This window comes from Mesorhizobium sp. M7A.F.Ca.US.008.03.1.1, assembly GCF_003997495.1.
Lineage (GTDB): Bacteria > Pseudomonadota > Alphaproteobacteria > Rhizobiales > Rhizobiaceae > Mesorhizobium.
Genome location: NZ_RZRU01000018.1, coordinates 56,258 through 77,323 on the forward strand (window position 1 = coordinate 56,258; position 21,066 = coordinate 77,323).

The 21,066-nt window shown below is 63.2% G+C and carries 20 protein-coding genes; 5 read left to right on the forward strand and 15 right to left on the reverse strand.

Annotated features, from left to right (window positions below; genetic code table 11):
• The first annotated feature begins 7 nt into the window (after window positions 1–7).
• Window positions 8–583, forward strand: a complete 576-nt coding sequence (locus EOA16_RS22975) for a TMEM175 family protein (RefSeq protein WP_127260289.1) — start codon at window positions 8–10, stop codon at window positions 581–583.
• Between the two features lie 52 nt (window positions 584–635).
• Here EOA16_RS22975 and EOA16_RS22980 read toward each other — a convergent pair whose 3' ends face one another.
• Window positions 636–917 (reverse strand): hypothetical protein, encoded by a 282-nt coding sequence (locus EOA16_RS22980; protein ID WP_023813121.1) that lies wholly within the window; start codon window positions 915–917, stop codon window positions 636–638.
• 189 nt (window positions 918–1,106) lie between these two features.
• On the opposite strand from EOA16_RS22980, the gene EOA16_RS22985 reads away from it, so the two are divergent.
• On the forward strand, window positions 1,107–1,973 hold the full coding sequence (locus EOA16_RS22985) for an SDR family NAD(P)-dependent oxidoreductase (RefSeq protein WP_127260290.1): 867 nt from the start codon (window positions 1,107–1,109) through the stop codon (window positions 1,971–1,973).
• A gap of 3 nt (window positions 1,974–1,976) precedes the next feature.
• On the opposite strand, the gene EOA16_RS22990 is transcribed toward EOA16_RS22985, so the two are convergent.
• The 3 genes from EOA16_RS22990 to EOA16_RS23000 all read right to left on the reverse strand — a co-directional run bounded on the left by EOA16_RS22990 (window position 1,977) and on the right by EOA16_RS23000 (window position 3,946).
• On the reverse strand, window positions 1,977–2,402 hold the full coding sequence (locus EOA16_RS22990) for a low affinity iron permease family protein (RefSeq protein WP_127260291.1): 426 nt from the start codon (window positions 2,400–2,402) through the stop codon (window positions 1,977–1,979).
• 301 nt (window positions 2,403–2,703) lie between these two features.
• Window positions 2,704–3,345 (reverse strand): DapH/DapD/GlmU-related protein, encoded by a 642-nt coding sequence (locus EOA16_RS22995; RefSeq protein ID WP_127260292.1) that lies wholly within the window; start codon window positions 3,343–3,345, stop codon window positions 2,704–2,706.
• Window positions 3,346–3,430: 85 nt separating this feature from the next.
• On the reverse strand, window positions 3,431–3,946 hold the full coding sequence (locus EOA16_RS23000) for a CreA family protein (RefSeq protein WP_127260293.1): 516 nt from the start codon (window positions 3,944–3,946) through the stop codon (window positions 3,431–3,433).
• A 188-nt stretch (window positions 3,947–4,134) separates the two neighbouring features.
• On the opposite strand from EOA16_RS23000, the gene EOA16_RS23005 reads away from it, so the two are divergent.
• The 3 genes from EOA16_RS23005 to EOA16_RS23015 all read left to right on the forward strand — a co-directional run bounded on the left by EOA16_RS23005 (window position 4,135) and on the right by EOA16_RS23015 (window position 7,584).
• The gene (locus tag EOA16_RS23005) at window positions 4,135–4,713 is read left to right on the forward strand and encodes an SCO family protein (protein WP_023813126.1); all 579 of its coding nucleotides are present in this window, start codon (window positions 4,135–4,137) and stop codon (window positions 4,711–4,713) included.
• 10 nt (window positions 4,714–4,723) lie between these two features.
• Entirely contained in the window at window positions 4,724–5,596 is an 873-nt protein-coding gene (locus EOA16_RS23010; protein ID WP_127260294.1) for a 50S ribosomal protein L11 methyltransferase, read from the forward strand.
• Window positions 5,597–5,739: 143 nt separating this feature from the next.
• The gene (locus tag EOA16_RS23015; RefSeq protein WP_127260295.1) at window positions 5,740–7,584 is read left to right on the forward strand and encodes an aminopeptidase P family protein; all 1,845 of its coding nucleotides are present in this window, start codon (window positions 5,740–5,742) and stop codon (window positions 7,582–7,584) included.
• Between the two features lie 94 nt (window positions 7,585–7,678).
• Here the strand turns inward: EOA16_RS23015 and EOA16_RS23020 are convergent, their stop codons facing one another.
• The 11 genes from EOA16_RS23020 to EOA16_RS23070 form a co-directional block, all read right to left on the reverse strand.
• The gene (locus EOA16_RS23020) at window positions 7,679–7,975 is read right to left on the reverse strand and encodes an AzlD family protein (protein WP_057142891.1); all 297 of its coding nucleotides are present in this window, start codon (window positions 7,973–7,975) and stop codon (window positions 7,679–7,681) included.
• Window positions 7,972–8,700, reverse strand: a complete 729-nt coding sequence (locus EOA16_RS23025; protein WP_127260296.1) for an AzlC family ABC transporter permease — start codon at window positions 8,698–8,700, stop codon at window positions 7,972–7,974. Before EOA16_RS23025 ends, EOA16_RS23020 begins: the two co-directional genes overlap by 4 nt.
• A gap of 154 nt (window positions 8,701–8,854) precedes the next feature.
• Window positions 8,855–9,547 carry a TIGR02453 family protein gene (locus EOA16_RS23030; protein WP_127260297.1) on the reverse strand — a complete coding sequence of 231 codons (693 nt, stop codon included), beginning with the start codon at window positions 9,545–9,547 and terminating at the stop codon, window positions 8,855–8,857.
• Window positions 9,547–11,751: an NAD-dependent DNA ligase LigA gene (gene ligA / locus EOA16_RS23035; RefSeq protein ID WP_127260298.1), complete on the reverse strand. Its 2,205-nt coding sequence runs from the start codon at window positions 11,749–11,751 to the stop codon at window positions 9,547–9,549. Before ligA ends, EOA16_RS23030 begins: the two co-directional genes overlap by 1 nt.
• Before the next feature lie 112 nt (window positions 11,752–11,863).
• Entirely contained in the window at window positions 11,864–13,537 is a 1,674-nt protein-coding gene (gene recN / locus EOA16_RS23040) for a DNA repair protein RecN (protein ID WP_127260299.1), read from the reverse strand.
• 120 nt (window positions 13,538–13,657) lie between these two features.
• Window positions 13,658–14,527, reverse strand: a complete 870-nt coding sequence (locus EOA16_RS23045) for an outer membrane protein assembly factor BamD (protein ID WP_063168306.1) — start codon at window positions 14,525–14,527, stop codon at window positions 13,658–13,660.
• Window positions 14,528–14,789: 262 nt separating this feature from the next.
• The gene (lpxC, locus tag EOA16_RS23050) at window positions 14,790–15,740 is read right to left on the reverse strand and encodes a UDP-3-O-acyl-N-acetylglucosamine deacetylase (RefSeq protein ID WP_127260300.1); all 951 of its coding nucleotides are present in this window, start codon (window positions 15,738–15,740) and stop codon (window positions 14,790–14,792) included.
• 281 nt (window positions 15,741–16,021) lie between these two features.
• Window positions 16,022–17,701, reverse strand: a complete 1,680-nt coding sequence (ftsZ, locus tag EOA16_RS23055; RefSeq protein ID WP_127260301.1) for a cell division protein FtsZ — start codon at window positions 17,699–17,701, stop codon at window positions 16,022–16,024.
• Between the two features lie 68 nt (window positions 17,702–17,769).
• A complete protein-coding gene (gene ftsA / locus EOA16_RS23060) occupies window positions 17,770–19,077 on the reverse strand; it encodes a cell division protein FtsA (protein ID WP_127260302.1) in 1,308 nt (435 codons plus the stop codon).
• The gene (locus EOA16_RS23065) at window positions 19,074–20,015 is read right to left on the reverse strand and encodes a cell division protein FtsQ/DivIB (protein ID WP_127260303.1); all 942 of its coding nucleotides are present in this window, start codon (window positions 20,013–20,015) and stop codon (window positions 19,074–19,076) included. Before EOA16_RS23065 ends, ftsA begins: the two co-directional genes overlap by 4 nt.
• A complete protein-coding gene (locus tag EOA16_RS23070; protein WP_064993821.1) occupies window positions 20,003–20,929 on the reverse strand; it encodes a D-alanine--D-alanine ligase in 927 nt (308 codons plus the stop codon). The genes EOA16_RS23065 and EOA16_RS23070 overlap by 13 nt, the downstream gene beginning before the upstream one ends.
• Window positions 20,930–21,066 lie beyond the last annotated feature (137 nt).

Sequence of the window (21,066 nt, forward strand, 5' to 3'; positions counted from 1 at the left end):
GCGATCCATGGGCAAAGGCAGGGTCGAGGCATTCACCGATGGCGTCGTGGCTATCATCATCACCATCATGGTGCTTGAGTTGAAAGTGCCGCATGGCGAGGATTTCTCCGCCTTGGTGCCGTTGTGGCCGATATTCTTCTGCTACGTGCTGTCCTTCATCAATGTCGGCATCTATTGGAACAACCTGCACAACATGTTCCACGCCGTGCAGCGGGTCGACGGGCGGGTGCTGTGGGCGAACCTCAATCTGCTGTTCTGGCTGTCGCTGATGCCGGTGACGACAGCCTTCATGGGCGAGAACCACTTTGCGCCGGTGCCGGTCGCGGTCTATGGCACCGACCTCGCGCTATGCGCCATCGCCTACACCATACTGGCGGCCGCGCTGCATCGCCTGCACGGCAATGACACCGCCTTTGCCAAGGCCCTCGGCAATGACCGCAAGGGGAAGCTCTCGCTGGCTGTCTACATCGCAGCCGTCGTGCTGACCTTCGTCAGCCAGTGGATCGGCGTCGCGCTCTATGTGCTGGTCGCGATGATATGGCTCGTACCGGATACGCGTTTTGCGCGGGTGATCGAAAAGTAGCTGTTTTCACGCATTTTCAACGGAAAGCGCTACACGGCTTTCCCGGGTTGCCCTACTTCCGCATCGCTTTCAGTTTTTCCGCCACCGATGCGGCGAGGTCGGCATAGCGCTCCTCCAGCCGTTCCGCGGCCTTGATGATCGAGAAATCATGGCCGAACTTTTCCAGCGCCATGCGCAGTTTCTCGACGAACTCGGCTTGTTTCTCCAGGGCGGAAAAGAGCGTCTTCACCTGCGTTTCGCTGATGTCGGGATTGGCCAGCATCTGCGGCACCTCGCGGCCCATCTGGTCGCCTATGGCGGTCTGTTCCTTCAGAATTGCAACCCAGTCCGTCAATCAGGAAATCTCCGTTTGCCCCCAGGGCTAAAGTTTGTTTTGTGCCCAGGACAAAATCTCTTTTTGCGGAGGCAAAGGGCAACATGCGCAGCCTCGACCGAACTGGTCAACCCGACAAGGCGAGCAGAGGCTTGCACCGGCCGGCTCCGGCGCTAAGTTCGGCGCCATCGAACAAGGAACCCATCGCCCATGATTACCGACGCCGAGATCCAGACCGCCCTGCCCGCGCTTGCCCCAGGCAATGCCGCCGTGATCACCGGCGCCGCCAGCGGCATCGGTCTGGCGGCCGCCAAGCGGCTTGCACTGATGGGCATGAAGATCGTGCTGGCCGACATTGGCGGCGCGCGGCTTGACGACGCCGCGCGCGCCGTCTCCGCGATTGCCGGCGACGATGCCGTGCTTGCCGTCGCCGTCGACGTTTCGAAGGCGGATGAGGTGGACCGCCTCGCCGAGAGGGCGTTCGGCGCCTTCGACGGCGTGTCGCTGCTGATGAACAATGCCGGCGTCGGCGACAACCCCGGAAAGCCATGGGAAAACCGCGATGCCTGGAAACGGCTGCTGGACATCAATTTCTGGGGCGTCGTGCATGGCGTGGAGGCCTTCGCGCCGCGCATGCTGGCCGCGGCCAGGCCGGGTCTGATCGTCAACACCGGCTCCAAGCAAGGCATCACCACGCCGCCCGGCAATCTTGCCTACAATGTCTCCAAGGCAGGGGTGAAAACCTTCACCGAAGGCCTGGCGCATGCGTTGCGCAACGAACCCGGCGCCCATGTCGCTGCCCATCTGCTGATCCCCGGCTTCACCTTTACCGGCCTGACCGAGGGCGCGACGGAAAAACCGGCCGGCGCCTGGACCGGCGAACAGGTTGTGGATTTCATGCTGGAATCCCTGACCAGAGGCGATTTCTACATACTGTGCCCGGACAACGAGGCGGCCCGCCCGCTGGATGAAAAGCGCATGGCCTGGGCGATCGGCGACATCATCGAGAACCGCCCCGCTTTGTCGCGCTGGCATCCGGAGTACAAGGATAGTTTCGCGGCGTTCATGAAGCACTGATCTTCAGGCCGCCTGCTTTTTCGACCCGCGCTTCCTCGCCACAACCTTCTTCGCTGCCATGTCGGCGATCTGTTCGTCATGCCGCTTTGCCGCACGCTCGCATTTGGCGCGGATCTCCTCGACTTCGGATTCGGTCAGATGCTCGATGCCTATGAAGTGGTTGTGGCCCTTGCCGACCCGGATCAGTTCGTCGAGTTTGGCCTGGATCGCCGCGCCGTCGCGGTTCTGAGTGTTCTGTATCAGGAAGACCATCAGGAAGGTGATGATGGTCGTGCCCGTGTTGATGACGAGTTGCCAGGTGTCCGAGAAGCCGAAGAACGGACCGCTCACCGCCCAGACGATGATGATCAGGCAGCAGACGGCGAATGTCGGCGGCAGGCCGGCTATGCGAGCGACCCAGTTGGCGACCTTGGTGAAATGCTTTTCCATCTATCGAAATCCTCAACGCTGCGGCGCGATGAGAAACAACCCGCGACCGTTTCAGGTTCCCGACGCAAACAAATACGTTAGTGCAATCGAATGCACGCATAAGGAGAATAGGGCAGAAAACACACCTTATGGGTTCAATGCCACAGTAATCCTGCAGGCAAGAGAGCCTGTTCCTTCCGCTTCACAGCGGTTTACCTCCAGCCCCTTCCGTTGCGCCACCCCCGCATGGCGGAAGGGGTTTCAGTCCGGAGACGACGGTTCTCCACGTCGCGTGGCCCGCTTCAACGCGGCGCAAACCAAGTCAGACGGCGTCGTTTTCCCAGCGATCGAGGAACGCATCGATCGGCATTGCCTGCATGTCGGGAACCGCTCTGGCGAGCTTTTCGACCGGCCAGTCCCACCAGGCGAGAGTTTCGATACGCGCCGCGATATCCGCAGCGAAGCGTGGCCGGAGAGCCTTCGCCGACACGCCGGCGACGATCGTATAGGGAGGCACATCACGCGTCACTACCGCGTTGGCGCCAACCACCGCGCCATTGCCGATGGTGATCCCGGGCATGATCACCGCGCCGTGGCCGATCCAGACATCATGGCCGATGGTCACGGCTTTCGCCTGCCGCCGCTCACGGAAGGCGGCATCGACGCCCAGCCAGCGAAAATACTCGTTCGGCCGGTAGCTGAGCTTGTGCTGGGTCAGCCGCTCTATGGGATGCTCCAGCGCATTGATGCGGCTGTTGGCGGCGATAGAGCAGAATTTGCCGATCGTCGTGTAGATCGCTTCACAGTGGCGTTCAAAATAAGAGAAGTCGCCAACATTCACCTCGCGCAACACCACCCGCTCGCCGATTGAGGCATAACGGCCGAGCTTGCACGCTTTCAGTTCCGCGGTCGGATGGATGCGCGGCTCAGGGTCTTTCGGGACGAGATTTTCGGAACGGTCCATGCGGCGGCTTTACCCCCGAGCGATTGGTCCCGCAAGCGGGACCAATCGTCCGTCATACCGGCTCCGCGAAGGAGTGCGGCCCCTGTTACGGCTTGCCTTTGCTCCACACCACGTTCTGGCCGTAGAGCGGCACGGTGGTAACCGACATTTTGGCCGAGCCGTTCTGCACCTGGCGCGAATGCGAGAGATAGATCAGCGTCTCGTTGGCCTTGTCGTAGATGCGGTTCACCACCTGCTTCTTCCAGATCAGGCTGATGCCTTGCTTGAACACTTCCTCGCCGCTCTCGCTCATGTCGATGTCGCCGATGGTGATCGGACCGGTCTGGCGGCAGGAGATCGACGAATCGGACGGATCCTCGAACCAGTTGCCCTTGTGCAGGCGATCGATGATGCCGCGATCGAAATAGGAGACATGGCAGGTCACGCCCTCCACCTTGGGGTCCTTGATCGCCTCGACGATGATGTCGTTGCCAAGCCAATCGACGCCGACCTTGCCGACTTCATCTGCCACGGCGGCACCGGCGCCAAGGACAACGCAGGCAGCCAATGCGCCGCCGATCAGTTTTCGCCCAATCAATCCGTGCCCAATCAGTCGTGGCAAAAGAGCCTCCTGCGGTTCGAGTTGCCGGTCACAGGTGGGGCGAGCAGCCCGGCTTTGCAAGCAGATCGGCCGACATCACCGCGGTTGCGGCAACGCGGCACTTTGCCTGTGCGGGGCCGAACCGCTAAGACTGTCGCACAGGCGCGGCATTGAGCCGGCGCGGCGATTTCTGCGGACGGACTTTTCTGATGATGCGTTCTATCCTGGTCGGCATTCTCGTCCTGATGGCGGCCGGCATCGGCTGGCTGACCTTCGACTGGTACCGCGGCCACTATGGCGGCGAGCCCTTCGGTGCCGCCTTTACCTTGGTCGACCAGAAAGGCACGCCGATCACCGAAGCTGCCTTCCGGGGCCAGCCCAGCGTCGTCTTCTTCGGCTTCACCCATTGCCCCGAGGTCTGCCCGACCACGCTGTTCGAACTGGCCGGCTGGCTGAAGACGCTCGGCGACGACGGCAAGAACCTGCATGCCTATTTCGTCTCGGTCGATCCCGAGCGCGACACGCCGGAAGTGATGAACGCCTATGTCAGCAATTTCTCCGACCGCATCGTCGGCATCACGGGCGCTCCAGACAAGGTCCATGCCATGGCCAAGTCGTTCGGCATCTACTGGAAGAAGGTCGACACCGGCGATGGCGACTATACGATGGACCACACCGCCTCGGTGCTGTTGCTCAACGCCAAGGGCGACTTTGCCGGGACCATCGCCTATGGCGAAAGCGCCGATACCGCCATCGCCAAGCTGAAGCGGCTGGCGGCGAAAGGCTAATCACCATTTCATGACCCAGACGCGCCTCTACTTCACCACCGGAAAGATCGAGTCCATCAGCATTTTCGCGGCGCTCGAGGCGGCCTTCGAGGAAGAAGGCCTGCCGATCGCCCTGCGGGAGGTCGACGAGGACAAGGACATCCACGAAGTGTCGCTCTATACCGATGGCGACGTCGATATGGTCGAGACCCGCTTGAAGGACATTCTTGCCGGGCTTTCCCTGTCGAAGCCGATCGAGCGCGAGGCCCTGCCCGACATCGATTGGGTGGCACATTCGCTGGAAGAGTTGAAGCCGGTGCGTGCCGGACGTTTCTTCGTCCACGGCGCGCATGACCGCAGGAAACGCCACAGCGGCGAACTCGCCATCGAGATCGAGGCCGGCCTCGCTTTCGGCACCGGTCACCACGGCACCACGGCCGGCTGCCTGGAAATGCTGGAAAGAGTGGTTCGGCGCGAACACCCGCGCAATGCGCTCGACCTCGGTACCGGCAGTGCGGTACTGGCTATTGCCGTCGCCAAGCTGGCGCATATTCCGGTGCTGGCGACCGACATCGATCCGGTGGCGGTGCGGGTGGCTGCCGCCAATGCGCGGCTCAACCACGTCAAGGCACTGGTGGAAACAGCAACCGCGCCTGGCTTTCACCATCCGATCTTCGGCAAGCGCGCGCCCTTCGATCTGATCGTCGCCAACATATTGGCGCGGCCGCTGATGCGGCTGGCGTCGCAAATGGCCGGTCATATCGCACTTGGCGGCTCGATCGTGTTGTCGGGCATCCTCGAGCGCCAGCGCGACGCCGTCGTCTCGGCCTATGTCGGCCAGAATTTTCGCCACGTGCGCACCTTGCACCGCGAGGGTTGGGTGACGATCCACCTCAAACACTGAAGCAGGCGACCGTCCGCGATCGATTGGACCAAGTTCCGCCGGTTGTCAGCCAAGCGATGCTGTAGCAGGTTGCGCCCAGCCGGAAATCGATTCCGATTTCCGCGACCGTACGCTACGGTTACGCCGACTGCAGGAGGCCCACCATGTTCCAGACCTTCGATTCCGCGGGCGACCCGGCCGTCGGCAAACCGCGCGCGGCGCTGCTGCGCCAATGGCTCGAAGCCAACGGGCTGGACGGCTTCATCGTGCCGCGCGCCGACGAGCACCAGGGTGAATATGTCGCCGACCGTTCGGCGCGGCTGAAATGGCTGACCGGCTTCAGCGGCTCGGCCGGTGTCGCCATCGTCCTGCGCGACCGCGCCTTCGTCTTTGTCGACGGGCGCTACACGCTGCAGGTGCGCAGCGAGGTCGATCTCGACGTCTTTTCGATCGAAAGCCTGGTCGACAATCCCCCGGCTGTCTGGGTGAACGACAATCTTGGCAAGGGCGCACGGCTCGGCTTCGATCCATGGTTGCACACGATCAGCGAGGTCAAGGCGCTGCAGGCCGCAGTCGACAAGAACGGCGCCGTGCTGGTGCCGCTCGACAACAACCCGATCGACATCATCTGGAAGGATCAGCCCGACGCGCCAGTGGCACCCGTCGAGCTTCACCCGATCGGCTTTGCCGGCGAGCTCGCCAAGGACAAGCTGGCGCGGCTGGCGGCGGCGATCGCCAAGGACGGCGCTACCCATGCGGTGCTGACTGACCCCTCCTCCATCGCCTGGGCCTTCAACATCCGTGGCGGCGACGTGCCGCACACGCCGCTGGCGCTCGGCTTCGCCATCCTCGCCGCCGATGGGTCGCACCAGCTTTTCATGGATAAACGCAAATTCTCGCGTCAGGTCGCCGCCTACCTCACCCAGCTCGCTGAGCCGCATGAGCCCGGCGAATTCGAAGCGGCGATCACAGCGCTCGCCAAGAGTGGCGCGAAAATCGCACTCGACCCGGTGCTGGCGGCCGACAGGTTGCGCATGCTGATCGAGGAGAATGGCGGCACGGTGATTGCAGCAGCAGACCCCGCTCGCATCCCGCGCGCCACCAAGAACCAGGCCGAAATCAACGGCTCGCGCGCCGCGCATCGCCGTGACGGTGCGGCCGTGGCAAAGCTTCTGTGCTGGCTGGAGCGGCAAAAACCCGGCTCGCTCGACGAGATATCGGTCGTCACCCGGCTGGAGGAGTCGCGGCGGCAGACCGGCGAGGAAACGCAGATGCCGCTGCGCGACGTGTCCTTCGACACCATTTCCGGCGCCGGCCCGAACGGCGCCATCATGCATTATCGCGTGTCGCGCGCGACCAGCCGCAAGCTACAGGCCGGCGAGCTGTTCCTGCTCGATTCCGGCGCGCAGTATCAGGACGGCACCACCGACATCACGCGCACCGTGCCGATCGGCCAGCCGACGCAGGATATGCGCGAACGGTTCACCCTGGTGCTGAAAGGCATGATCGGCATTTCCACCTTGCGCTTTCCCGCCGGCACGCGCGGCTCCGAGATCGATGCCGTCGCGCGCATGGCGCTGTGGAAGCACGGTTGCGACTTCGCCCACGGCACCGGCCATGGCGTCGGCTCGTATCTGGCCGTGCATGAAGGGCCGCAGCGTATCGCCCGCACCGGCACCGAAAAGCTGCTCGAAGGCATGATGCTGTCCAACGAGCCGGGCTACTACAAGGAAGGCGCCTACGGCATCCGCATCGAGAACCTGATCCTGGTGACGCCGGCGCAAGAGATCGAGGGCGGCGACATCGCCATGCACGGCTTCGAGACACTGACGCTGGCGCCGATCGATACCAGACTGGTGCAGTCGGACCTTCTGACGCGTGACGAGTTGCACTGGCTGGACTCGTACCATGCGCGCGTGCTGGCCGAGATCGGCCCGATGCTCGATGGCGAGACGCTGGCCTGGCTGGAAAAGGCCACCGCGCCATTGCCGCACGACGCGAAGATTTGAGGTGAGCTTCTTTCTCCCCGTTTACGGGGAGAAATGCCCGGCAGGGCAACGAGGGGCGGCGCCAACGTTCAAAGTAATCCCTTCGGAAGAGTTCTTATCCGACGAACTGCCGCGCCAAGATCAACACCGCAGCCCCCGCCAGAAACATCGCCATCAACCCACCGCGCAGCGAAACCACGGCGGTGACCACCAGTGCGGCCCACTCCGCCGGCCCGGCATTCAACAGCTCGGGCGCCACCAGCGTCGTCAGCACCGCGGCCGGCACGGCATTGAGGCCGGCCTCGACGCGCGGATGGATGGTGTCGAAGCGGGAGATGACCAGATGCCCGCCGATGCGCGTCAGATATGTCGCGATCGCGCCGGCGATGATGATCCAGAAGGTCGTGCTCATGGCCGTGCCTTTACGCCGCTGTGATGGGGAGGCAGGATGACCGCAAGCAACACACCGGCAACAGCGCCAATCGAGACATGCCAGGGCGAGCCCACCGTCTTATAGGCGATGATCGAGGCGGCAGCGCTGGCTATGACCACCGGCAGCCACAGCGGCCGTTTGCGGAAGCCCAGGACAAGACCGAGGAAATAGATCGGCAGCAGGAAATCGATGCCGAGCGCATGCGTGTCGGGGATCAGCTTGCCGAACAGCGCGCCAAGCGCGCTTTCGACGATCCAGAACAGATAGACCGGCAAGCCAAGTCCCAGATACCAGGCAAAGCCGACCGTCTGGCCCGATTGCGCCCGCGCCTCGGCCACCGCGAATTGCGGATCGGTGAGGATGAAATAACCAAGTGCCTGCTGGATGACGGGCCAGTGCGCGATGCGCCGGCCGATGCCGGCGGAATAGAGTACGTGGCGGAAATTGACGGCGAAGATCGACAGCACGATCAGCCACGGCGCCACATGCTGGCCGAACAGCTGGATGCCGACCATCTGGCTGGCGCCGCCATAGACCAGCGCGCTCATCAGGAAGGCTTCCAGGACCGAGAAACCATTGTCGACGGCGAGCGCGCCGAACAGCACCGCAAACGGCGCCGACGCCACCACGACAGGCATCGACAGCCGCACGCCCTGCCAGAAATCGCTGCTATCGCCGCTCTCGGAAACTACGTCCGTCGCCATCGACCACTCCTGATGCATGTCGCCCAAAAGTGGATAACGACATGCACAACGACAAGGGAATGGCGGTATGTAGGTGGCGCGCCTCGACGTGTCACACGAATTCGCTTGAGCCAAACGATCAGCGGAAATGATCGCCAGATCGGCGATTAGGCGCTTATTCCTTCAGGATCTTGCCCTCGATCGCCCTGCCCCAGTCGAGCAGCGGCTTGGCGCGCAAGGTGAAATCGACGAGCTCGTCGACCAGATCAGCCGTATGGATTCCGGCCGGATCGATGACATGCTGGACATAAAAATGCCGGTGACGGACGGCCGCGACCAGATCGGGATCGCTGACTTCCTCAAAGCCGCGTGGCGTACGCTTCATCCGGCCTTCGGTCTCGAGTTCAAGCCGGTTCCTCTTCAACGCCGCCACCAGGGCGCGAAACCTGTCCGGCTTCGTCGCGATGGCTTTGCGCATCGCAAGCAGCAAAGCCGGCTCCGGCTGCCACCAGGCAATGTCGGCAAAGCAGCGCTCAAGTCCGATATGCACGTAGAAGACGCCCTGCTCCATCTTGGTGCCGTCGGGCGACAATATGGCCGACAAATGCCTGTTGTAAGGCCGCTTGTCCTTGGCGAAACGCACGTCGCGATTGATGCGAAACAGCGACTTCTTGCGGTCGCCGCGCAGGCCGAGCCCGGCCTCTTGAAAGCGCTCGGTCAGCGTGTCGACCAGATCACTGAGCGGATCGCGCAACTCCTGTTCGAACAGGTCACGGTTCTCCAAGAACCACTCCCGGCTCTGGTGGAAGTCCAGCGCCTTGAGGAACGGAATGGCTTTTGGGCCGAACCCTTTGAATGCGCCTTCCATCAGGCCTTGCCGATCCGCGCCAGCCAGGCATCCTCGTCGATCACCTCGATGCCGAGTTCGCTGGCGAGCTTGAGCTTGGAGCCGGCACCCGGCCCGGCGACCACCAGATCCGTCTTCCCCGAGACCGAGCCCGCGACCTTGGCACCGAGGCGCTCCGCCATCGCCTTGGCTTCGGAGCGGGTCATCTTCTCCAGCGAGCCCGTGAACACGACCGTCTTGCCGGCGACCTCGCTGTCGGCCGAGACGTTGACGATATACGGCTTCGGCTTGACTTGGCGGAGCAGCGCGTCAAGCACGTCGTCATTGCGCTCATTGCCGAAGAAGTCGCGCAAAGCGTCGATCACGGTATCGCCGATGCCGTTGACCGAGGGGAAAACCGTGTGTGGATCCTCCGCTGCCGCTGTCTCCTTGCCGACGCGGATCAGTTCCTCGATGGTCGAGAAGGTGCGGGCAAGCACGGCGGCCGTCGTTTCACCGATATGGCGGATGCCAAGCGCGAAGATGAAACGGTCGAGTTCCGGCTCGCGGCGCGAGTCGATGGCCGCGAACAGCTTGTCGAGGCCCTCATAGTTGCGATCCTCGACGCTGCGCACATTCTTGCGCGTCTTGCCCGATGCGGCCTCGCGCTGCCTTGCCTGCTCCTCACGGCGCTCGGCCAGCGCCCTGGTGACAGCCGGACGGCGGTCCCGAAGCGTGAAGATATCGGCGGCCGTCTTGATCAATCCCGCATTGAAGAAGGTGTCTATGTTCTCCGCGCCGAGCCCTTCGATGTCCAGGGCGCCGCGTGACACGAAGTGGCGCAATCCCTCCACCGCTTGCGCGGGGCAGATCAGTTCGCCGGTGCAGCGCCGGCGCGAATCTTCCTTGCCGGTCTTCTCGTTGATCTCGCGCGTCGCCGGCGAGCCGCAGATTGGGCAATTATGCGGGAACTCGTAGGGCACCGCATCAGCAGGCCGCTTGTCGATGACGACGCTGACGATCTGCGGAATGACATCGCCTGCCCGCTGGATCACGACCGTATCGCCGATGCGCACGTCGATGCCGTCGCGGATCGGCTGGCCGGTGCTGTCCAGGCCCTTGATATAGTCCTCATTGTGCAGCGTGACGTTCTCGACCACGACGCCGCCGACAGTGACCGGCGCCAGCCGCGCAACCGGCGCCAGCGTACCGGTACGGCCGACCTGGATGTCGATCTTCTGCACGGTTGTCATCGCCTGTTCGGCCGGAAATTTATGCGCGACCGCCCAGCGCGGTTCGCCGGTGACGAAACCCCATCGGCGCTGCAATTCCAACTGGTCGACCTTGTAGACGACGCCGTCGATATCGTAGCCGAGGGCCGAGCGCTGTTCCTCGATCCGATGATAATGCGCGATCAACTCCTCGGCCGATTTCGCCCGCACCATCAGGGGACTGATCTTGAACCCCCACTCGGCAAATTTCTGCACCGAATCATATTGGGTCGGAGCGGGATCCGCCGTCGTGTAACCCCAGGCATAGGCGAAGAATTTGAGGTTGCGGCTGGCGGTGACGGATGGATCCTTCTGGCGCAGCGACCCGGCCGCCGTATTGCGCGGATTGACATAGTCCTGGCCGCCCACCGCTGCCGAGCGTTGCTTCAGCGCCTCGAATTCCGCATAGGTCATATAGACCTCGCCGCGGATCTCGATGGTGTCGGGCCAGCCAGAACCTTTCAGCTTCGCAGGGATGTCGGCGATGGTCTTCAAATTGGCGGTGATGTCTTCACCGACGGCGCCATTGCCACGCGTTGCGCCCTGCACGAACACACCGTTTTCGTAACGCAGCGAAGCCGACAGCCCGTCGATCTTCGGTTCGGCCGTGAACGCGATATCGAGCTCCTTGTCGCGATCGAAGAACCGCCGCCCGCGTTCGATGAAATCCGTGACGTCATCGTCGGTATAGGCCTTGGCAAGGCTGAGCATCGGCACGGCATGGCGCACCTTGGTAAAGCCTTCCGCAGGTGCTGCTCCGACCCTGAGCGATGGCGAATCCTCGCGCACCAGCGCCGGAAAGCGCTCCTCGATGGCAAGGTTGCGCCGCGCCAGCGCATCATACTCCGCATCGGTGATAACAGGCGCATCTTCGGTATGGTAGCGCCGGTCGTGCTCGGCGATCTCTTCCGCCAGCCGCTTCAGCTCGGCTTCGGCCTCGCTTTCGGTCAGGGCATCAACGGGTTTCTCGGACATGCTTTTCTTCCCCGAACGGTGGCGCTACACAATAGATCAGGATTTTGGGAAAATCATTCCTGAACAGCAGGATGGAGCCATATCCTGACTCGATCCCTAACACCCGTTGTTCTTATGCAGCCGTGGTGTTCTCACGCAGCAGCCGCTCGGCGGCAGCGCGTGCCTCATCGGTGATGGTGGCGCCGGCCAGCATGCGCGCGATCTCTTCCTGCCGCGCCGGCCGGTCCATCTCGGCAATGCCGGTGGCGACACGGTCGGTGGTGCCGGATTTGGAGATCAGGAAATGCGTCGCCGCGCGTGCTGCCACCTGTGGCGCGTGCGTCACCGACAGCACCTGGACGCGCTTTGACAGTCGCGCCAGCCGCTGGCCGATGGCGTCGGCGACAGCACCGCCCACGCCGGTGTCGATTTCATCGAACACCAGCGTCGGCGCCGAGCCGCGGTCGGCCAGCGCCACCTTCAGCGCCAGAAGGAAGCGCGAAAGCTCGCCACCGGAGGCCACTTTCATCATCGGCCCGGGCCGTGTGCCTGGATTGGTGCGCACCCAGAACTCGATCTGGTCGATGCCCTCCTCCATGCGGCTCTCGGCATCGCTCTTCATTTCCACGATAAAGGCAGCGCGTTCGAGCTTTAGCGCCGGCAATTCCGCCATGACCGCCTTGGTCAGGCCGACCGAAGCTGCATGACGAAGCGAGGACAGCTGTGCTGCGGCAATGTCATAGGTCTCGCGCGCGGCGGCGGCCTGCTTTTCCAGCCCGTGCAGGCGTTCCTCGCCGGCATCGAGGTCGGCGAGATCGGCCGACATCGTGTCGCGCAGCTGCGCCAAATCGTCGACGGCGACGCTGTGCTTGCGCGAGGCCGCACGCAGCGAAAACAGCCGCTCCTCCGCCTTCTCCAACCGCTGCGGATCATATTCGGTGGCGCGCAGTGCTGCCTCGACGCCCGATTGCGCCGCGTCGAGCGACAGCATCGCCTCGTCGAGCGATTTGACGACATCGTCGAGCAGGCCGGGCGCCTCCGTCACCTTGCGTTGCAGCCGCCGCAGCAGGCTGGCCAGTTGCGGCAAGGGCGAGGAAGGGCCGGACAGCACATCCTGCGCATCGTGGATTTCCGACGCGATCTTCTCGGCCCGCATCATCGACGCCCGCAGTTCGGCAAGGTCGGTCTCCTCGCCCGGCTGCGGATCGAGCTTCGTCAGCTCCGCCACCGCCGCGCGCAGATAGTCGGCTTCGCGCGCCGCCGCCGCCACCTTGGCACGGTGACGCGACAGCTCCTGCTCGCAGGCGCGCCAGTGCCGCCATGCCTCGCCCGTCGAGCGGACGGCGCCGAGATGACCGCCGAAAGCGTCGAGCACCTCGCGGTGCGCGCCGGGATCGACCAGCGCGCGCTCGTCATGCTGGCCGTGGATCTCGACCAGCGCGCGCCCGACATCGCGCATCAGGGTGACGCTTGAAGGCTGATCGTTGACGAAGACGCGGGTGCGGCCATCCGCCGTCTGCAGGCGGCGCAGGATGATGTCGCCATCATCCTCGATCGCATTGTCGGCAAGCAGCGTACGGGCAGGATGATTGCGTGGCACGTCGAAGACGGCGATGACCTGGCCCTGTGCCGCGCCATGGCGCACAAGCGACGCGTCGCCGCGCGCTCCGAGCGCCAGCGACAGGGCATCGAGCAGGATGGATTTGCCGGCACCGGTTTCGCCGGTCAGCACCGAAAGACCCGGCTGGAAGTCGATATCCAGCTTCTCGATCAGGACGATATCGCGGATCGACAGTCTGGAAAGCATCAGAACCCAAATCTAGAACGGCACGCGACCATTTGGAGTCGCAGCGCCGCACTATCTTTTTGTTTGAGCACCGGATCAATCCGAAAAAGCGCTGCAAGCGCTTCAGTCGATGCTCAGGCGTCAAGCCCCAGTGATCAGCTTCCCTGCCTTGGATATCCACGAGCCGGCATTTTCGCGCGGTGCAAGCCCATTGCTCTGCAAGAGCTTGTAGGAATCCTTGTACCACGAGCTGTCGGGGTAGTTGGTGCCGAGCACGGCGGCAGCGGTCTGCGCCTCCGAAGTCAGGCCCATCGCGTAGTAGCTTTCGGTCAGGCGGGCGAGCGCCTCCTCCACATGGCGCGTGTTGGAATAGTTCTCGACCACGGTGCGGAAGCGCTTGACAGCGGCGATGTATTCGCGGCGCTCGAGATAGTAGCGGCCGATCTGCATTTCCTTGCCGGCCAGCTGGTCGTTGGCAAAGCGGATCTTTTCCTTGGCGTCGTCGACATATTCCGATGTCGGCCAGCGCGTGACCAGATCCTGCATCGTCTGAACGGTCTGACGCGCTTCCTTCTGGTCCTGCGTCACGTCCTTGATCTGGCGGTAGTAGCTCAAGCCGATAATGTACTGCGCATAGGCGGCGTCATCGGTCGACGGGTAAAGCGTGAGATAGCGCTTGGCCGAACCGATAGCCTCGTCGTAATTGCCTTGGCGATAGTCGGCAAAAGCGCCCATCACCATCGATTTGCGGGCCCACTCCGAATAGGGGTGCTGGCGGTCGACGGCGTCGAACTTGCGGCTCGCCTCCTGCAGGCGCCCGGCATTGAGATTGGCAAGGCCCTGATTGTAGAGAACATCGGCCGGCTCGGTCTGGTCGACATAGGTCGACAGGTCGATATCTTTCTCCGACGACATGCAGGCCGACAGGAAGAGCGATGGAACAACTACTGAAAGCGCCAGGAAAACGGCCCTCTGCGGTGCTTTCAATTGACCAACTCGCTTGAAGAACATGATTGGATCTCGCCCTTTCGGCGCTATTTCAATGCCAGTTGCATGCCATTGTTTCAAAACTGGTCCCCACTTTTGAACGACATGCACTAATCGACGGCAGCAGCCATAAACCATAACCGCCTTGCCCGGCAACGCTATCTCCGGCCAATCGCACATTTTTGTGGCGGCCGGACGCTGCTTGGACATCAATGCAATTTCACTGGCGGGTGGTGCATTCCTGCAACATGCGCTATCGCCCATGGAACCCGAAAAACCCGGGAAATCAGATCATCCAAGGCGCGTAGAGTGGCGCGTTGACGGCGTTCATCTCGGCGCTGCGGCCACGCTCACGGCGCGTCGTCTCGACGATCTCGAACGCCGTGCGGTCCGACAGCAGGCGGCGCAGGGCCGCGGCATTCATCCTGTGGCCGCCGCGATAGGAGCGGAAGCAGCCGATGAAGCGGGCACCGGCCAGCGCCAGGTCGCCCATGGCGTCCAGCGTTTTATGGCGCACGAATTCGTTGGGATAGCGCAGGCCGCCCATATTGATGACGCGGTTGTCGTCGCCGATGACCAGCGAGTTCTCCAGCGAGGAGCCGAGCGCGTAGCCTGCAGCCCACAGCCGCTCGACATCCTTCATGAAGCCGAAGGTGCGGGCGCGCGCGATGTCGCGACGGAAAATATCGGCATTGAGGTCGGAGGCAAACAGCTGACGGCCGATCGCCGGACTTTCGAAGTCGATCTCGATCTCGAAACGGGTCCCGTCATAGGGCCGAAACTCCGCCCACGAGGCGCCGTTCTCGATGCGGACCGGCTTGATGACCCTGATATAGCGGCGCTTGACCGAAAGCGTCTCGATGCCCGCCTGGTCGATGGCTTCGACGAACGCCATGGCGCTGCCGTCGAAGATCGGAACCTCGGAACCATCGATCTCGACAGCGACATTATCGATGCCGAGGCCAAACAGCGCCGCCATGATGTGCTCGACCGTGGCGATATGCTCGCCGGCGGGATCACCAAGCATGGTGCAGAGGTCGGTGGCGCCGACTTCCGAGACCAGGGCACGAAACTCGCGGCCCTGCTCCGCACCGCTGAAAAGCTGGAAAACGATGCCGCTGTCGGCATCCGTCGGCACGAAGCTGATGGACACTTCCTTGCCGCTGTGGACGCCGGTGCCGGTAAGCGACGCGCGCGTCTTCAATGTCGTCTGATAGTCGTGCAAGACAATCCCCATAAGCCCGTAATGCCTAGGTCCGCTTCTCCAGCCCGAGGGCGCGGCTCTTATGTGAATCGGCTGGCAGGGCGACTTCCCCCGAAATCCCGGCAAACCGATGATGGTAGGCAGCGAAGATAATGTCCCGTCAGGGAGACTCCAAATCACGGTTTCTTACTCGGTGTAACCGCGAACTGGAATGGGTGAAACTTTGTAAGTGATTGAAATCAAATCATTTAAAACGTTAACAGGCGAGCGATTCCTCGCTCGCCTGTTAACAAATGTTACAATCCGTTTACCAATCAGTTGGCCTGGCGGCGCAGGAACGCCGGAATCTCCAGCTGATCGTCTTCCTGAGTCGTCCTCACCTGCGGCGTCAGGCGGCCCTGATCATCGAGCTGGCCACGGCGCGGCGCATAGAGCTGCGCATCCTGACTGGCGAGACGGCGCACTTCGGGCGCGGCCTGGCGCAGCTTGGGCTCGCGCGGCTGCGCCGGCTGCAGACGTGCGGGTTCTTCCTCGCGGCGGGTCAGACCATTGGTCAGGCGCTTCAGCAGGCCCATCGGTCCGCTGTTGTTCTCGTGGTCGACCGGGCGGCTCTTGGCATCCACCTCGGCCTTGACGACCGGCGGAAAGTCCTCGACGCGCGGCATACGCTGCGGCGCCATCGCAACCGGCTGCGGGGCTTCGCGCAACATCTCACGCGGCTGCGGGGCCGGCTGCATCTGCTGAACCACGGGATGCGGCATCGGCTGTGCTGGCGGCGCCTGGAAGATCTTGCTCTGCGGGCGGAAATCTTCCGTATGAGCGACCGGAGCCGGGCGCGCCTGCGCCATGGCCGCGGCATTTGCTTCGGCCAGTTGGATGGCTTCCGCGACCGGGTCGACAGCGCGTGGCTCGTATGCCGCCTGTTGGACAGGCGCCGGACGAACCTCCGCGATCTGAGCCGCCGGGCGGCTGACCGGCTTCGGAGGCGCCGTGCGGATCGAGATCGGCGCGGCGGCGATTTCAGCCGCCGACTTGTCGATGCCGGTGGCAACCACCGAGACGCGGATGACGCCTTCGAGTTCTTCGTCGAAGGTGGCGCCCAGGATGATGTTGGCGTCCTGGTCGACTTCCTCGCGGATACGGGTCGCGGCTTCGTCGACTTCGAACAGCGTCAGGTCGCGGCCGCCGGTGATCGAGATCAGCAGGCCCTTGGCGCCCTTCATCGAGGTCTCGTCGAGCAGCGGGTTGGCGATCGCCGCCTCGGCGGCGGCCATCGCGCGGCCCTCGCCGGAAGCCTCGCCGGTGCCCATCATGGCCTTGCCCATCTCGCGCATGACGGAACGGACGTCGGCGAAGTCAAGATTGATCAGGCCTTCCTTGACCATCAGGTCGGTGATGCAGGCGACACCGGAATAGAGCACCTGGTCGGCCATGGCGAAGGCATCGGCGAAGGTGGTCTTGTCATTGGCCAGCCGGAACAGGTTCTGATTGGGGATGACGATCAGCGTATCGACGCATTTCTGCAATTCCTCGATGCCGAAATCCGCCGTCTTCATGCGACGCTGGCCTTCGAAATGGAACGGCTTGGTGACGACGCCGACGGTGAGGATGCCCTTTTCGCGCGCCGCGCGGGCAACGACGGGAGCAGCACCCGTGCCGGTGCCGCCGCCCATGCCGGCGGTGACGAAGCACATATGGGTGTTGGTCAGGTGATCGAGGATCTCGTCGATGCACTCTTCCGCCGCCGCACGGCCGACTTCCGGCTGCGAGCCGGCGCCGAGGCCCTCGGTGACATGCGCGCCGAGCTGGATCAGGCGGCCGGCCTTCGACATGGTCAGCGCCTGCGCGTCGGTGTTGGCCACCACGAACTCGACACCGCGCAAACCGGCGGTGATCATGTTGTTGACGGCATTGCCGCCGCCGCCGCCGACACCGAACACGGTGATGCGCGGCTTAAGCTCGGTGATGTCCGGCTTCTGCAGATTGATGGTCATTGTCTCCGTCCTTTGCCTTTCACGCCGCTTCGCCGCCGCGGCCGCCTATGGGGCTGTCCCCGTCAATTTTAGAAACTGTCTCTCAACCACTGACTCATGCGATGCAGTTTTCCGCCCGTTCCGGTCATTTTGAGACCGGAAATTCCCTTCGCCGGATGGCTCTCGAAGCTCGCCATCTGCGGATAGATCAGAAGCCCCACCGCGGCCGAGAAGGCCGGCCCCTTCGCCGCTTCCGGCAGGCCGGCCACGCCGAGCGGGCGGCCGATGCGCACATTGCGTCCCAGGATGCGGCGCGCCGCCTCCGGCAGGCCGGCAAGCTGGCTGGCGCCGCCGGTAAGAACCACACGCTTGCCCACTGCATTACCATAGCCGGACTTGTTCAGCCGGTCGCGCAGCAGTTCGAGCGTCTCGTCGATGCGGGCGCGCACGATGCGCGTCATCACCGAGCGCGGGATCTGCAAGGGCACGTCACCATCGTCGCCGATCGGCTGGATCGAGACCAGGTCGCGGTCGTCTGCGCTGCCCGGCAGCGCCGAGCCATGCATCACCTTCAGCCGTTCGGCGGCATCGAGCGAGGTCGACAGCCCCTTGGCCATGTCCAGCGTGACGTGGTTGCCGCCGATGGCGATGGCGTCGCCATGGACGAACTTGCCTTCCGAAAACACCGAGATCGTCGTCGTGCCGCCGCCCATGTCGATGCAGGCCGCACCCATTTCCAGCTCGTCGTCGACCAGGGCCGCCAGACCGCTGGCATAGGGCGTCGCCACCATGCGCTCGACCGACAAATGCGAACGGTTGATGGACAGCTCCAGATTGCGCATCGGCGCGGCGTCGCCGGTCAGCACATGCATGTCGACGCCGAGTGCGTCGCCGACCATGCCGCGCGGATCGCGCACGCCGCGTTCGGCATCCAGCGAGAAGCCGACGGGAAGCGAATGGATCACCTCGCGCTCGGCCTTCAGCGCCTGCTTGGCGCCGGCACCGAGAACGCGCTTGATATCGGCCTCGTCGGCCTCATGGCCGCCAAGATTGATGGTGGCGGAGAAGGCTTCGCTCTTCAGCCGGCCGGCGGTCATGTTGACGATCAGAGAATCGACCGTCAGCCCGGCCATGCGCTCGGCCGCGTCGACGGAAAGGCGGATGGCATGTTCCGCCCTGTCGAGATCGACCACGACACCAGACTTCACGCCTTGCGATTTCTGATGGCCGATGCCGATCACCTGGATCCGGTGCGAGCGGCCGCGCAGCAGCTTGCCGTCATCGCACGGCTTGAGCTTGGCCACCATGCAGCAGACCTTGCTCGAACCGACATCCAGCACCGTCAGGGTGCCAGACCGGCGCGACGCGGCATCGCCAGGACCGCCAAGCCAGCTCATATCTTCGTCTCCGGCTTGCGCTTCAGGCTCTTGGGTTTCTCGTTGAGGGCGGCTTCGCGCTGCGTCGCCGCTTCCGCCGACAACTGCACGACCAGCCGGTCCGTCAGGCGCATGTCGACGGCGGCGATGTCGCGCGACAGCAAGCCGTTGTCGTGATCCATCTTCACGAGTTCGGCGAGCGCCTGATCCTCGTCGTCCTCGGGAAGCTTGATGGTGATGCCATTGTCCAGCTTCAGGTCCCAGCGCCGCTCGCCGACACGGATATAACCTTTGATCCGGCTCGCGAGCTCGGGGTATTTTTCGACCTTGGTCAGGAAATCGGGCGCGCTCGCCGGCGCGCCGGTGCCGATCAGCAGCGGCAGAAGCACCTGCTTGCCGCCCGAGAACGGCGCGATCATGGCACCATTCCTCTCGATGACCGAAAGCTCGTCGCCCTGCTGCCAGAGCGCGAAAGCCTCGCGCTCCTCGACACGCACTTCCAGCGTGTGCGGATAGACCTTGCGCACCGCCGCAACCTCGATCCACGGCAGGCCGGAGATCCGCTCGCGCGCCGCCTCGGCATTAAAGCCGATCAGCGATGTCCAGCCATCAAGTTCAAGCCTGTCGAGTATATCGATTTCCGAGGTTTGGCGATTGCCGACCACCTTGACCTGATCGACGGCAAATCCGGTGCGGGCTGTGATGCTCTGCACGATACCGTCGACATGACCACCGAGATAGGCGCCATAGGCACTGCTCGAAGCAATCAGCACGGCCGACATCATGGCCGCGGAAAAGCGCGGCGCCTGGAATTCCCCGACGCCCAGGCGCGCCAGAATGCGCACCGGGCGGCGCAGCATGCGCGGCAGCACGAAATGGCCCGACGACAATGGCAGGCCGAACAGCGCCGGCCCCGCCGCACTCCTCTCCCAACCTTGTCTCCATTTCAACGCAGGCACGAAGCGTCCTCCACCATCCAACTCAACAAATCGCCAAACGAGTGCCCGGCCTGGGCAGCGATTTCAGGCACCAAGGACGTCGGCGTCATACCCGGCTGGGTATTGACCTCAAGCCAGACAATCTCGCCGTTTTCGGAATGACGATCGTCATAACGGAAGTCCGACCGGGAAACGCCCCGACAGCCGATCGCTTGGTGAGCCTTGAGCGCCAGTGTTTGTATTTTTTGGTAAATATTCGGTGAAACTTTTGCGGGGCATTCGTGCTTTGATCCCCCGGCGACATATTTTGAATCATAGTCGTAGAAGGAATGGCCGGTCGGGATGATCTCGCAGACCCCCAGCGCCACATCGCCCATCACCGCGCAGGTCAGCTCCCTGCCGTGGATGTAGCGCTCAACCATGACGGTATCGCCATATTTCCATTCCGACGAGCCGAGAACCTGCGGCGGATGCGACTGGCCTTCATGCACGATGACGACGCCGAAGCTCGAACCCTCATTGACCGGCTTGACCACATAGGGCGGCTTCATCGGATGCTTGTTCTGGATGGCGAAGCGGCTGGCTACCTTCGATTCGGCGACCACGATGCCGACCGACTTGGCAACCCGCTTGGCCTGCTCCTTGTTCATAGCCAGAGCCGAGGCGAGCACGCCGGAATGGGTGTAGGGAATGCCGAGATATTCAAGGATACCCTGGATGGTGCCGTCTTCGCCAAAAGGGCCATGCAGCGCATTGAAGGCGACATCGGGCTTGAGCTCGGCAAGCACGGAGCCGACATCGCGCCCGACATCGACGCGGGTGACCTGGTAACCTTCCTTCTCAAGCTCATCGGCGCAAGCCTTTCCGGAGGACAAGGACACGGGCCGCTCGGACGAAAAACCACCCAGCAGGACGGCCACATGCTTGTTTTTCATTCCCCGGCATCCCCTCTCTCACGGCGGACCAAAACCAGATTTTCCGCAACATTGAGTCAGAGTCTCCCGGCAGGTTGCCCCCCCAGACGGAAAACGCTGAAAACGCGTCGAACGACTCAAATCAGGAAACGCTTTCG